7 protein-coding genes are annotated in these 13,857 nt (G+C 69.6%); 5 read left to right on the top strand and 2 right to left on the bottom strand.

The window, feature by feature from the left end; genetic code table 11:
- The first annotated feature begins 190 nt into the window (after nt 1–190).
- The 3 genes from EDC29_RS15705 (at nt 191) to EDC29_RS15695 (ending at nt 4,611) form a co-directional block, all read left to right on the top strand.
- Entirely contained in the window at nt 191–1,096 is a 906-nt protein-coding gene (locus EDC29_RS15705) for a LysR family transcriptional regulator (RefSeq protein WP_165913553.1), read from the top strand.
- A gap of 31 nt (nt 1,097–1,127) precedes the next feature.
- Nucleotides 1,128–1,610 (top strand): ATP-dependent zinc protease family protein, encoded by a 483-nt coding sequence (locus tag EDC29_RS15700; protein WP_132230569.1) that lies wholly within the window; start codon nt 1,128–1,130, stop codon nt 1,608–1,610.
- A 133-nt stretch (nt 1,611–1,743) separates the two neighbouring features.
- Nucleotides 1,744–4,611: a hybrid sensor histidine kinase/response regulator gene (locus EDC29_RS15695; protein WP_132230568.1), complete on the top strand. Its 2,868-nt coding sequence runs from the start codon at nt 1,744–1,746 to the stop codon at nt 4,609–4,611.
- Nucleotides 4,612–4,620: 9 nt separating this feature from the next.
- On the opposite strand, the gene EDC29_RS15690 is transcribed toward EDC29_RS15695, so the two are convergent.
- On the bottom strand, nt 4,621–5,994 hold the full coding sequence (locus tag EDC29_RS15690; protein ID WP_123142980.1) for a YihY/virulence factor BrkB family protein: 1,374 nt from the start codon (nt 5,992–5,994) through the stop codon (nt 4,621–4,623).
- Between the two features lie 208 nt (nt 5,995–6,202).
- On the opposite strand from EDC29_RS15690, the gene EDC29_RS15685 reads away from it, so the two are divergent.
- Nucleotides 6,203–6,715, top strand: a complete 513-nt coding sequence (locus EDC29_RS15685; protein WP_123139736.1) for a peroxiredoxin family protein — start codon at nt 6,203–6,205, stop codon at nt 6,713–6,715.
- Between the two features lie 188 nt (nt 6,716–6,903).
- Complete coding sequence (dnaE, locus tag EDC29_RS15680) at nt 6,904–10,473, top strand: DNA polymerase III subunit alpha (RefSeq protein ID WP_132230567.1); 3,570 nt, start codon at nt 6,904–6,906, stop codon at nt 10,471–10,473.
- Here the strand turns inward: dnaE and EDC29_RS15675 are convergent, their stop codons facing one another.
- Nucleotides 10,474–13,281, bottom strand: a complete 2,808-nt coding sequence (locus EDC29_RS15675) for a cation-transporting P-type ATPase (protein ID WP_223806127.1) — start codon at nt 13,279–13,281, stop codon at nt 10,474–10,476. It abuts the gene before it with no gap.
- Nucleotides 13,282–13,857 lie beyond the last annotated feature (576 nt).

The raw sequence follows: 13,857 nt of genomic DNA, 5'->3' as shown, positions 1-13,857 counted from the left end.
GCTGGTAGCTGGTAGCTGGTAGCTGGTAGCTGGTAGCTGGTAGCTGGTAGCTGGTAGCTGGTAGCTGGTAGCTGGTAGCTGGTAGCTGGTAGCTGGCGTCCCGCGCGGCTTTGCGGTTCAATCCTCCCGAATGCCGCGTCGGCCTCGGTTGCGCCGGCGTCGATCGTGTCGCTGCTATCGAGTCGAACCCTTGGATATCGCCCTGCTCAAGACCTTCATCGAGGTCGCCCGTCATCGTCATTTCGGTCGCGCCGCCAGTGCGCTCTGCGTCAGTCAATCGGCGGTGAGCGCGCGGGTCAAGCTGCTCGAATCGGTGCTCGGGGTGGTGTTGTTCGAACGCCGACGCGGCGATATCCGCCTCACCGAGCCGGGGCAGCGGTTGTTGCAGCACGCCGAGCGCATCGTGCGCAGCTGGGCGCGGGCGCGCGCCGAGCTCGTCGGCGAGCAGCGTCACACCCTCGCGCTCGGCTGCATCCCGGATCTGTGGTCGCTCGGGGTGCGCGAGCGGGTTGCCGTGCTGCGCCGGGCGCAGCCCTGGGTGGAGCTGCGCCTGGAGCTGCTGTCGGCGGCGACGCTGCTACAGCGTCTGGCCGATGGCTCCCTGGACCTCGCGCTGCTCGGCGAGCCGGTCGAGTCGCGCTGCTGTCCGAGCGAGCCGCTGGCGCGCGTCGAGCTGGTGCTGGCCAGCAGCGAATCCGACATCGGGCTGGAGCGGGCGCTCGGCGAGGGCTATATCCTGGTCGATTGGGGGACACGCTTCCTGACCATGCACGCCGAGCGTCTGGCCGTCGATCTGGCCTGCCGGATGCGAGTCGATCAGGGACGGGCGGCGCTCGATCTGTTGCGCGAGATCGGTGGCTCGGCCTATCTGCCGCGGCCATGGGTCGAGTCGGCGGCGCGCGAGGGCTGGCTGACGGCGGTGGCCGCGGCCCCCAGCTTCTCGTTGCATCCGCACCTGGCGATCCGCGATGGAGTGATCGATCGCGACCCGGTCGAGACCGCGGTGGCATTGTTGCGCAAGACCGGCGAGACGCCTCCCGCGGAGGCGTTGCCGGAGTGGCCGGCGAGCGTCCGGGACGCATCGTCGGGACCCTGAACCCTGCCCCGCCCGGGGCCATGGACCTGAAATGATGCATAGTCCTTCCGAATCCGCGCCGCTGTTGCTGGGCTGGCGCGAGTGGCTGGCGCTGCCCGAGCTCGGGTTGCCGCTGATCAAGGCAAAGATCGATACCGGCGCGCGGACCTCGGCGCTGCACGCCTTCTATGTCGACCCCTTCAGTCGTGGCGGCAACCGCTATGTGCGCTTCGGCATCCATCCGTTGAAGCAGTGCGCCGATCTGGTGATCCATGCCGAGGCCGAGGTGATCGACCGGCGGCGGGTGAGCGACTCGGGCGGACATCGCGAGGAGCGTTACGTCATCCAGACCCCGCTGCGGGTCGCGGGGCGGGAGTGGCCGATCGAGCTCACCCTGACCAACCGTGAGTCGATGCTGTTTCGCATGCTGCTCGGGCGTACCGCGATGGTCGCGGGCGCGGCCCGGGTCGATCCGGCCGGCTCCTTTCTCACCGGACGGGTCGAGGATGCCGAGGCGCGCTATCGCGGCGGCTGAGTCGTGACGCCGCTCGGCGGTGGGTGACTGGGCGCACGGGGACGGGAGTGATAACTTGCCTGCAACGGGCGCTCGTCGCTCCCAAGGTTCTGGCGTCCGCCCTTGTCCATCGGCATCCGGGAGATGCGAGACCTTGGCGAGCAACGCACTGCGCAATTTCTTCGTCCTCTATCTCGGTGCACTGGCGCTGATCGGTGCCGGGGTCGCCTTCTTCGTCGCCGCCGAGATCCGTCACGCCCACGCGGTGAAGGCCGTTGCCGATGGCGAGATGGTCACGCGCGCCGCGCAGCTGGCCCGTCAGCATCTGCGCGATGCGATCAGCGACGTCGAGTATCTGATCCGTCTGCCGGCGTTGCGCGACGCGGTGGCCGGGCGGCGCGCCGACGCCATGCCCCGGCTGGCGCGACAGTTCTCCCTCTACATGATCGCCAACCCCAAGTTCGACCAGCTGCGCTGGATCGGCAGCGATGGTCGCGAGCGGATGCGGGTCGACTGGGTCGACGGACAGCCTCGGCAGGTCGCGGCGTCGCGTCTGCAGGACAAGTCGGGACGCCGCTATTTCCAGGTCGCCAGCGCGCTGCCTCCAGGGGGGGTCCATGTCTCGCGGCTGGACCTCAACATCGAGCACGGCATCATCGAGCGACCGCTCAAGCCGGTCTATCGGGTGGCGCTGCCGGTGTTCAGCGATGCTGGTGAGCGCCACGGCATCCTGATCGCCAACTATCTCGGCGCGCCGTTGCTCGATGCCGTGGTGGCCGCCGTCGGTGACGATGGTGCGCGGCTGATGGTGGTCGATCAAGATGGCGCCTGGCTGCGCAGCCAGGATCCCGCCGACGAATGGGGCTTCGCGCTCGGGACCCAGGTCAGCCTGGGGGCGCGCTATCCCGAGCTCTGGGCGGCGATCCAGGCCGCGCCGAGTGGCCAGCGTCAGGACGAGAGCGGTCTGTGGACCTGGGAGACCGTGGTGCCGTTGCAGGAGGTGGCGAGCAGCCTGCCGCCGGGCTCCTCCGAGCCGGCACCCTTGGTGGTGGGGCCGCAGGATCATCGCTGGACGGTCCTGGCGCGTCTCGAACCGCAGCAGCTGGCGGCGATGTATGGTCGCGTCATCGCCTCGGTGGCGGGTGTCAGCGTGGTGATGGCGCTGGTGGCGGCGCTGTTGTGTGTGCTGATCACCCGCTCGCAGTTTCGTATCGAGCGACTCAATCAGGCGCTCGAGCAGCGTGCCGAGGCGGCCGAGATGGCGACACGGGCCAAGGCCGACTTCCTCGCCAACATGAGCCACGAGATCCGCACCCCGATGAACGCCATCCTCGGGTTCAGCTATCTGCTCGGCAAGATGACCCTGCCCGACCGTGCCGGCGTGCTGGTCGGGCGTATCCAGACGGCGGGACGCACCCTGCAGGGGATCATCGACGACATCCTCAACTTCTCGCGTATCGAGGCCGGCGGGGTGGAGATCCTCGATCGCCCCTTCGACCTGGCCGAGCTGCTCGACGAGGTTCGCGAGCTGATGGCGCTCGAGGCCGCGGAGAAGCGCCTGAACCTGCAGCTGCTGCCGGTCCCGGAAGGATGCGAGCGGCTGCGTGGAGACCCGCTGCGGATCGAACAGGTGCTGGTCAACCTGATCGGCAACGCGCTCAAGTTCACCGAGCGTGGCGAGGTGACGGTGGCCGTGGAGCGGCTGCGCGAGGCCGAGGCGCGACAGGTATGGCTGCGCTTCTCGGTGACCGATACCGGCATCGGCATCGCGCCGTCCCAGCAGCGCGACATCTTCTCGCCCTTCACCCAGGTCGATGTCTCCTCCACCCGACGCTTCGGAGGCACCGGGCTGGGGCTGGCAATCTGTCAGCGGCTGGTCGAGGAGATGGGCGGGCGCATCGGCGTCGAGAGCGCGCCGGGGCAGGGGAGCCGCTTCTGGTTCACCCTGGGGTTCGAGGTCCTTGCCCCGCAGGAGGTCGGTGATGACGCATCCCGGTCGGACGAGGTCGGTCGCGAGGCGCTGAGCCTCGCCGGACTGCAGGTCATGGTGGTCGACGACAGCGAGATCAATCGCGATCTGGCCCGGACCATTCTCGCTGACGTCGGCGCCGAGGTGGTGCTGGCCGACAACGGACGCGAGGCGGTCGACTGGCTCAACGCCCATCCCGATGGTGTCGATCTGGTGCTGATGGACATCCAGATGCCGGTCCTCGACGGTTACGAGGCGACGCGACAGATCCGCGCCAACCCGGCGCTCGAGCGGGTCCCGGTGGTGGCGGTCAGCGCCGGGGTGCTCGAGAGCGAGCGCCAGGCGGCGCTCGATGCCGGCATGTGCGCCTTCGTCGGCAAGCCGTTCGACGTCGACGAGGTGGTGGCGCTGATCGCGCGCCTGACCAGGCGCCGGGTTGCCGCGCGGGCGGGACGCCGCCAGCCCGCGCCCGCGCCGCACTACCCCGGCCTGGATGTCGAGCGCGGCCTGGCGCTGTGGCGTGATGCCAAGCGCTATCGGCGTTATCTGCGCCAGTTCGTGCGCGATCATGGCGAGGATGCCAGGCTGCTCGGTGCGGTCGATATCGAGTCGGGCGAGCGCCTGACCCATAAGCTCAAGGGTGCTGCGGGCAATCTCGGACTGACCGATGTGGCCGAGGCGGCCATGGCGCTCAACCAGCTCCAGCGCCAGGGTCGGGATGACACCGAGGAGGCGCGCGCGCGGCTGCAGCGGGCGCTCGATCAGGCCCTTGCCAGCATCGAGCGCTTCGCTCCGGCTGGTGCCGAGACGCCGCCGGCGACCGCAGTCGCCGCGGGAGTGGATCCAGAACGGGCGCGGGCGTTGCTCGGCGAGCTGCTTGCGGCCCTCGACAGCGACAGTCCGGCGGCGATCAAGCCGTTGCTCGCCGATCTCGAGGGCCTGCTCGGGCCGTCTGCGGTGGAGACGCTGCGCGAGGCGGTCGAGCACTTCGACTTCCGTGGCGGCGAGACGGCGGTGCACCGGCTCGCCGAGACGCTGGAGGTGAGGCTCTGAGCCGCTGGCTCAGGCGGCAGTCTTGTTGCAGTCCTCGCCGTCCTCGCTGTCGTCTCTGTCGTCGCCGTCCGCCGTGGCGAGCGCGGCCAGGGTGAGGGTGCCGAGCACCGCCTCGCGACTCTCCTCGAGGCGTGCCTCGAGCGTGCCGAGCGCCGCCTCGGGCGGGCGCGGCCGATAGCCGTCCTCCTCTTCCTCGAAGCTGCGGATCCGCGCCAGCAGCCAGGCGATGGTGATGCGCCCGGGGTCCTGCGCGGGGACGTAGCCGACCGGTTCGGTGGCGGTGGCGAGCACCACCTCGCGTGACTCGAGCAGCCGCAGCGGCTGTTCGAGCACGCCCTCGGCCACCCCCAGTTCGGCGGCCAATTCGACCTGGCTCGGCGCGGTCTGGCCGCGGTGGTGGGCGCGGGCGATGCGCGCGGCCAACTGCAGGGGCAGGCGCTCGCGCAGCCGGTTGCTCAGTCGCGGCTCGCGGGTGCGACCGTCGAGATAGTGCGGGTGCTGGTGGTAGAAGGCGATGCTCGCGCCGACCAGCAGGATCAGCCAGGCGACATAGATCCAGATCATCAGCAGGATGAGGATCGCCAGGCTGGAGTAGATCGCGGTATAGCGGGTGGAGCCGCCGATGAAGGTCGAGAACAGCGCCCCGGCCGCCTCCCACAGCAGGCCCGCGGCCAGCGCCCCGACCAGCGCCGAGACGATGCGCACCCGGGCGTTGGGGACGAACATGTAGAAGAAGGCGAAGGTCAGCGAGATCAGCAGATAGGGCGCGAGCAGCCGCGCCAGTTCGAGCAGCACCCCGAGCGGGGCGACCGCCATCAGCGAGCGCACATAGACGTTGTCGCCGAGCGAGGCCGAGAGCCCGAGCGCGGAGAAGAACAGCACCGGCCCGACCAGCAGCACGCTCATGTACTGGGTGAAGCGCTGGGCGAAGGGGCGCGGCCGCTCGACCCGCCAGGTGTAGTTGAACGCCTGCTCGATCTTCTGGATCAACGAGATCACGGTATAGAGCAGCAGCGCCAGACCGACCGATCCGAGCACCCCGACCTGCATCCGGTCGACGAACTCGATCAGCCGGGTGTTGATCTCCTGGCCCGACTCGCCGAGTGGCGCCAGGGCATTCTGCAGCAGGGGTTCGAGCTGGTTGTGGACGCCGAAGCCCTTGAGCACCGAGAAGCTCACCGCCAGCAGCGGCACCAGCGAGAGCAGGGTGGTGTAGACCAGTCCCATGGCGTGGAGCCTGAGGTTGCCCTCGGTGAGATCGCGCGCGAGGGCGTGGAGCAGCCGCGCCAGGCAGATCAGCGGTCGCTGCCAGCGTGGACGCGTGCCGCGCTCGCTCCACAGTATCTGCTCCAGTCGTGTGACGAAGGCTGTCTTGGCCTGCATGGTGGCTGCCCCGATGATCGTTGTCTCGGCCCGGCTCGTTGGGCCCGGGCGCGAGATGCTATCCTTGTCGCCCACGGCGGGATCCGGCGCCTCGCCGGCGTGTCTCCCGGGCCCCGATCCTACCCGTCCGGGCGACCGATGCAAGGCGGCAGCGACGGTCCGTCAGCGCCGCCGTCCCCCTGGTTTCCTGATGCGGAGTCCCCGAGCCATGACTGTCCTGTCCCGTGCGCCTGTGCTGCTGTTGCTGTCGTTGATCCTGGTCGGACCGCTCCGGGCCGATGTCCTGGACACCCTGCCCGAGCCGCTGCCGGCGCCGGACTTCGGCCTCGACACCCCGGCGGGCGAGACGCTGCGACTGGCCGACTATCGTGGCCGGGTGGTGATCCTCAATTTCTGGGCGACCTGGTGCCCGCCCTGTCGCGCCGAGATGCCCTCGATGCAGCGCGCCTACGAGGCATTGGCCGACGACGGGGTGGAGATCCTCGCCATCAACGTCGACGAGGACGCCGCCACCGTCGCCGATTTCGGCGCGCGTTTCGGGCTCGGCTTCCCGCTGCTGGTCGATCCCGGCTCGACGGTGACGCTCGACTACGGGGTGCGCGGGCTGCCGACCTCCTATGTCATCGACCCCGAGGGTCGGGTGGCGCTCGAACTGCTCGGCGATCTTGCCTGGGACGCCCCCGAGGTGCTCGATCAGGTGCGTGCGCTGACCTCGCCCTGACCCCGTCCCGCCCCCTGATCGAACGATCCACGCTGGTCTCGGTGCGGCTGGCCCCCGGGGCGCCCGGGCGCCTATCCCGGCGCGGATCGTGATGGGTTTTATCGAACTCCCCGGGCCGCCGGGCCGCTTAGACTAGGGTCGCCGTGAGCGCCTCGACCGCCCCAGACACACAACCGCGAAGGACCCCCGTGGAACCCAGCTTCGTTCATCTCCACGTCCACTCCGAGTACTCCCTGGTCGACGGCCTGGTGCGGATCAAACCGTTGATCAAGGCCACCGCCGCCGCCGGGATGCCCGCCGTGGCGATCACCGACCAGTGCAACCTGTTCGCGCTGGTGCGCTTCTACAAGGCCGCGCTCGGCGCCGGCATCAAGCCGATCGCCGGCGCCGATCTGCTGATCCGCGACCCCGACGACGCCAACCGACCCTTCCGGCTGGTACTGCTGGTGGAGAACGCCACCGGCTATCGCAACCTCACCCGGCTGATCTCGCGCGGCTATGTCGACGGTCAGCACCAGGGCGTGGCCATGGTCGAGCGCGATTGGGTGGAGGCCGCCGCCGAGGGCCTGATCGCGCTCTCCGGCGGTCCCGAGGGCGATGTCGGCCGGGCGCTGCTCGACGGCGATGCGGCGCTCGCCGAGCGGCGTCTGGCGCGCTGGCAGGCGGTGTTCGGCGATCGCTACTATCTCGAGCTGATCCGCACCGGCCGACCGCGCGAGGCGCGGCTGGTCGAGTCGAGCGTGGCGCTGGCGCTGCGCTGCGACGCCCCGGTGGTGGCCACCAACGACGTGCGCTTCCTCGCCGCGGCGGACTTCGACGCCCACGAGGTGCGGGTGTGCATCCACGACGGGCGCACCCTCGATGACCCGCGGCGCACCCCTCGCTACAGCCCCGAGCAGTATCTGCGTACCCCGGAGGAGATGGCCGAGCTGTTCTCCGACCTGCCCGAGGCGCTGGAGAACTCGGTCGAGATCGCCAAGCGCTGCAACCTCGAACTGACCCTCGGCACCCACTCGCTGCCCGACTTCCCGGTGCCCGAGGGGATGACCATCGAGACCTTCTTCTCCGCGCAGTCGCGCCGGGGGTTGGAGTGGCGACTCGGGCGTACCTTCGACACCAGCGCGCCGGACTTCGCCGAGCGGCGCAAGGTCTATGATGAGCGCCTCGCCGTCGAGCTCGACGTGATCCTCGGCATGGGCTTCCCCGGCTACTTCCTGATCGTCGCCGACTTCATCCAGTGGGCCAAGGAACACGGTATCCCGGTGGGACCGGGCCGCGGCTCGGGCGCCGGCTCGCTGGTGGCCTACGCGCTCAAGATCACCGACCTCGACCCGATCGAGCACGACCTGCTGTTCGAGCGCTTCCTCAACCCCGAGCGCGTCTCCATGCCCGACTTCGACGTCGACTTCTGCATGGAGGGGCGCGATACCGTCATCGACTATGTCGCGCGCAAGTACGGGCGCAACGCGGTGTCGCAGATCATCACCTTCGGCACCATGGCGGCCAAGGCGGTGGTGCGCGACGTCGGGCGGGTGATGGGCCACCCCTACGGCTTCGTCGACCGGGTGGCGAAGATGGTGCCCTTCGAGCTGGGCATGACCCTGGAGAAGGCGCTGATCGAGAGCGAGGACCTGGCCGACAGCTACGAGCGCGACGAGGAGATCCGGGCGCTGATCGACATGGCGCGCAAGCTCGAGGGGCTGACGCGCAACGCCGGCAAGCACGCCGGCGGCGTGGTCATCGCCCCGACCGTGCTCACCGACTTCGCACCGCTCTACTGCGAGCCCGGCGGCGAGAATCTGGTCACCCAGTACGACAAGGACGACGTCGAGCAGGTCGGTCTGGTCAAGTTCGACTTCCTCGGTCTGCGTACCCTCACCATCATCGATTGGGCGCTCAAGACCATCAACGAGACGCGCGCGCGCAATGGCGAGGGGCCGCTCGACATCAACCTCATCGACCCGCACGATGAGACCGCCTTCGGCCTGCTCAAGCGTTGCGAGACCACCGCCGTCTTCCAGCTCGAATCGCGCGGCATGAAGGAGCTGATCAAGAAGCTCCAGCCCGACAGCTTCGAGGACATGACCGCGCTGGTGGCGCTGTTCCGTCCCGGTCCGCTGCAATCGGGCATGGTCGACGACTTCATCGACCGCAAGCACGGTCGCGCCGAGGTCGCCTATCCGCACCCCGCGCTCGAACCCATCCTCAAGCCCACCTATGGCGTCATCCTCTACCAGGAGCAGGTGATGCAGATCGCCCAGGTGCTGGCCGGCTACTCGCTCGGCGGCGCCGACCTGCTGCGTCGCGCCATGGGCAAGAAGAAACAGTCGGAGATGGACAAGCAACGCGCCATCTTCGAGAAGGGGGCGGTCGAGCGCGGCGTGGAGCTGGCCACCGCGACCTATATCTTCGACCTGATGGACAAGTTCGCCGGCTACGGCTTCAACAAGTCGCACTCGGCCGCCTACGCCCTGGTCAGCTATCACACCCTGTGGCTCAAGGCCCATTATCCGGCCGCCTTCATGGCCGCGGTGCTCAGCGCCGACATGGACAACACCGACAAGGTGGTGACCCTGATCGACGAGTGTCGGGCGATGAAGCTCGCCGTCGAGCCGCCGGCGATCAACCGCTCGGCCTATCGCTTCACCGTCTCCGGCGATCGCACCGTGATCTACGGCATGGGCGCGATCAAGGGTGTCGGCGAGGGCGCGATCGAGTCGATGATCGCCGCGCGCGAGGCCGGCGGTCCCTTCCGCGATCTCTGGGACTTCTGCCAGCGCATCGACCTGCACCGCGCCAACCGCCGGGTGCTCGAGGCGCTGATCCGCGCCGGCGCGCTCGACGAACTCGGCGCCAACCGCGCCACCCTGATGGCGGAGCTGCCGCTGGCGCTCAAGTTCGCCGAGCAGCAGCATGCCACCGAGGCGGCCGGGCAGGGCGACCTGTTCGGCGCGCTGGAGGACGCCGCGGCCCCCGAGCCCGATCCCCAGCTGGCACGTGAGCCGCACCCCGACTGGGACGACGAGCAGCGTCTGCTCGGCGAGAAGGAGACCCTCGGGCTCTATCTCACCGGTCACCCGATCGATCGCTTCGAGGAGGAACTCGGCGCCATGGTCGGGCTGCGCATCGGCCGCTTGCTCGAGACCGATCGCGACCAGGGGCGGCGCGGGCGCGATCGCGAGAAGCGCACCGTGGTCGGGCTGGTGGTCGGGGTGCGTCACGGCAAGACCCAGCGCGGACGGATGGGTTCGGTGGTGCTCGATGACCGCACCGGGCGGATCGAGGCGACGGTGTTCTCCGATCTCTACGAGGAGTCTCGTCACCTGCTGCAGTCCGACCAGATCCTCGCCATCACCGGCACCCTGAGCTTCGACGAGTATCGCGACAGCTGGAGCCTGCGTGCCGACGACGTGCGCACCTTCGAGCAGGCGCGCGCCTCGCGTGCCGATCACCTGATGCTCGAACTCGATCTCTCCGACCCGGCGGCGCACACCGCCGGGCTGGCGCGGGTCGAGGCGCTCGCCGCGCTGCTCGGCGAGTACCGCGACGGCGATCTGCCGGTGCGGCTGCGCTATCGTCGTCCCGGCGCCCGCGGCGAGCTGGTGCTCGGCGAGGCCTGGCGGGTGCAGCCGACCGACCTGCTGCTCAAGCGGCTGCGCCAGCTGCTCGGCGCCGGCGCGGTGCGGGTATCCTACGAGCGCCCGGCACGGCCCGCGCCGCAGCGCGAGCCGTCGCTGCCGCTGCGCGCCGTCTCCTGATCAGCCGCCGCCCCGGCGTCGGCGCACCAGGGCCTTCTCCAGCTCGACCAGGAACAGCACGGTGGAGCCGACCAGCACGATCGCCAGCCAGTCGCCGGCGGCGATCGGTGCGGTGCCGAAGAGCTGCTGCAGCGGTCCGAGGTAGGTGAAGGCGAGCTGGAAGAGCAGCAGCACCGCCACCGCGAGCAGGGCATAGCGGTTGCCGAGCAGGCCGCGCGCGCTGAGCACCGGGGCGTCGATGTAGCGGGCGTTGAACAGATAGAAGATCTCGAACATCACCAGGGTGTTGACCGCCACGGTGCGCGCCTCCTCGATGCTCGCCTCCCGCGCCAGCGACCACAGGAAGAGTCCGAAGGTGCCGATCATCAGGATCAGCGAGACATAGCCGATGCGCCACAGATGGCGCCGGTCGAGCACCGGCGCGCGGGCATCGCGCGGGGCGCGGGCCATCACCCCCGGTTCGGGCGGCTCGAAGGCCAGCGCCAGGGCGAGGGTGACGGCGGTGATCATGTTCACCCAGAGGATCTGCACCGGGGTCAGCGGGAACTGGTGGAAGCCCATCACCAGGGCGCCGAGCACCACCAGCGCCTCGCCGCCGTTGGTGGGGAGGATGAAGACGATCGCCTTCTTGAGGTTGTCGTAGACGGTGCGCCCCTCCTCGACGGCGTTGGCGATGGAGGCGAAGTTGTCGTCGGCGAGCACCATCTCGGCGGCCTCCTTGGCCGCCTCGGTGCCGTTGATCCCCATCGCCACGCCGACGTCGGCGCGCTTGAGCGCCGGGGCGTCGTTGACCCCGTCGCCGGTCATCGCCACCACCCGACCCTCGGCCTGCAGCGCCTCGACCAGTCGCAGCTTGTGCTCGGGGGTGACGCGGGCATAGACGTCGACCTCGCCGACCCGGGCGCGCAGCGCCGGCTCGTCGAGCCCATCGAGCTCGGCGCCGGTGAGCACCGCCTCGGGGTTGGCGAGCCCCACCTGACGGGCGATGGCGCTGGCGGTGGCGGCGTGGTCACCGGTGATCATCTTCACCCGGATACCGGCCTCGGCGCAGGCGCGCACCGCGCTGATCGCCTCGCTGCGCGGCGGGTCCTGGAGCCCGACCAGACCGAGCAGTACCAGCTCCTGGTCGAGGTCGGAGAACGCCAGCGTGGTGGTGCCACTCGGCATCGGTTTGAGCGCCACCGCGAGCACCCGCTGGCCGGCGTCGGCCAGTCGCTCCATACGCGCGAGCCAGTCGGCGCGATCGAGCGCCTGCGGCCCGTCGACGCCCTGGACCTGTTCACAGCGCTCGAGCAGCGCCTCGGGCGCGCCCTTGACGAAGACGACGCACTCGCCCTGGTGGTCGTGATGCAGGGTGGCCATGAACTTGTGCGCCGAGTCGAAGGGGATCAGGTCGGTGCGCGGCAGCTCGCGGTTCAACGTCTCGGGATCGAGCCCGGCCTTGATGGCGGCGACCAGCAGCGCGCCCTCCATCGGGTCGCCGCTGACCCGCCAACCCTCGGGCTGTTGCTCCAGCGCGCTGTCGTTGCAACAGACGAGCGCCCGCAGCATGCGCCCGAGCAGCGCGTCGTCACTCGGTTGCAGCGGCTGCCCGGCGACGCTGAAGCCGCCGTGGGGGTCATAGCCGCTGCCCTCGACCTCGACCGTCTGGGTGGCATCGACCAGGGTGCGCACGGTCATCTCGTTGCGGGTGAGGGTGCCGGTCTTGTCCGAGCAGATCACCGCCACCGTGCCCAGGGTCTCGACCGCCGGCAGGCGGCGGATGATGGCGTTGCGCCCGGCCATGCGCTGCACCCCGATCGCCAGGGTGATGGTCATGATCGCCGGCAGTCCCTCGGGGATGGCTGCGACCGCGAGCCCCACCGCGGCGAGGAACATCTCGGCGGCGGTGTAGTCGCGCACCAGCACGCCGAAGGCGAAGGCCAGCCCCGCCACCAGCAGGATTACCGCGGTCAGCCAGCGCCCGAACTGGGCCATCTGGCGCAGCAGCGGGGTGGTCATCTGCTCGACTCCGGCGACCAGGGCGCTGATCCGGCCGATCTCGGTGGCGCCGCCGGTGGCCACCACCACCCCGGTGCCCTGGCCGGCGGTGACCAGGGTGCCTGAGTAGGCCATGCAGCGCCGATCGGCGAGCACGGCGTCGCTGGCCAGCGGCTCAATGTCCTTCTCGACCGGCACCGACTCGCCGGTGAGCGCCGCCTCCTCGATCTGCAGTCCCTTGACCTTGAGCAGACGCAGGTCGGCGGGGATCTTGTCGCCCGACTGCAGCTGCACCAGATCGCCCGGCACCAGATCGCTCGCCTCGACCGTGACCAGTCGGCCGTCGCGCCACACCAGGGCGTGTTGCGAGAGCATGTCGCGGATGGCGCGCAGCGCGTCCTCGGCCTTGCCCTCCTGGACGAAGCCGATGATCGCGTTGACCAGCACCACGCCGAGGATCACCCCGGCGTCGAGCCAGTGCTGGAGCAGTGCGGTGACCACCCCGGCGACCAGCAGCACATAGATCAGCACGTCGTGGAACTGGGCGAGGAAGCGCGCCCAGGGGCCGCGTTGCTTGCCCTCGGGCAGCCGGTTGGGACCGTGCTCGGCGAGGCGGCGCGCGGCGCTCGCGCCGCTCAGCCCCGCGGCCGGGGCGTCGAGTCGGGTGAGGATCTCGTCGGCATCGAAGGCGTGCCAGTCCGGCGCGGCTGGCGCGTCGGTGGTGGTGGGCGTGCGCTCGCGGTGGCGTCGCGCCAGCCACAGCACGGTGCCGACCCCGACGGCCAGCGCCGCGAGGATCCAGAGCAGGGTGAGGGGCATGTCGGACATACGGGCGGTCTCCTGTTCGCCTGGGCGGGCCCGCGCGGTGATCGCCGGGCTCCGGTGAAACGGTCTCGCCGTGGTCGTCGCGCGGGGCCAGGTCGCAACCAGGCCGGGGTTCGAGGTGTTGAACCCCATTGATCTGCGCGGACGGAGTCGGCGGTCCTGACCTCATTAGGGTATGACTCGCTCGACCAAGTTCAGTCTAGTCGGTGGGGGCCGGGTTTCAGCTTTCGGCCGCCAGCCGGAAAGACCGAACCGCAAAGACACAAAGGGCGCAAAGGGGATAAGAGCTTCCAGCGGTCAGCCTCCAGTCGCCAGTTGCGCTGCCCTCAAAGACTGACGCCGGGAGCGTGGGCCGCGGCGGATGGCAAGCGGCGCTGGCGTCGAGCGCACACACTCGCTGGAGGCTGGAGGCTGGAGGCTGGAGGCTGGAGGCTGGAGGCTGGTCGCTGATCGCTGGCAGCTTGAATCCCTTGGCGCGCTTTGTGTCTTGTATCTTGCCACCCCGTGGTGGTTAGCTCCCACCGCGCGAGATTGAGGCAGCTCGATTGCGACTGAAGGCCTGGACCTTGCCGCAAAGAT

The sequence above is a fragment of the Marichromatium gracile genome (assembly GCF_004343155.1).
GTDB lineage: Bacteria > Pseudomonadota > Gammaproteobacteria > Chromatiales > Chromatiaceae > Marichromatium > Marichromatium gracile.
The sequence above is the reverse complement of the archived record's forward strand: the minus strand, read 5'-3'. Positions and strand labels throughout refer to the sequence as shown.

What these genes read in the sequence shown, in the direction of transcription:
- EDC29_RS15700 (WP_132230569.1), top strand. Translation starts at nt 1,128, where the DNA reads ATGATGCATAGTCCTTCCGAATCCGCGCCGCTGTTGCTGGGCTGGCGC.
- EDC29_RS15690 (WP_123142980.1), bottom strand. Translation starts at nt 5,994, where the DNA reads ATGCAGGCCAAGACAGCCTTCGTCACACGACTGGAGCAGATACTGTGG.
- EDC29_RS15685 (WP_123139736.1), top strand. Translation starts at nt 6,203, where the DNA reads ATGACTGTCCTGTCCCGTGCGCCTGTGCTGCTGTTGCTGTCGTTGATC.
- EDC29_RS15675 (WP_223806127.1), bottom strand. Translation starts at nt 13,281, where the DNA reads ATGTCCGACATGCCCCTCACCCTGCTCTGGATCCTCGCGGCGCTGGCC.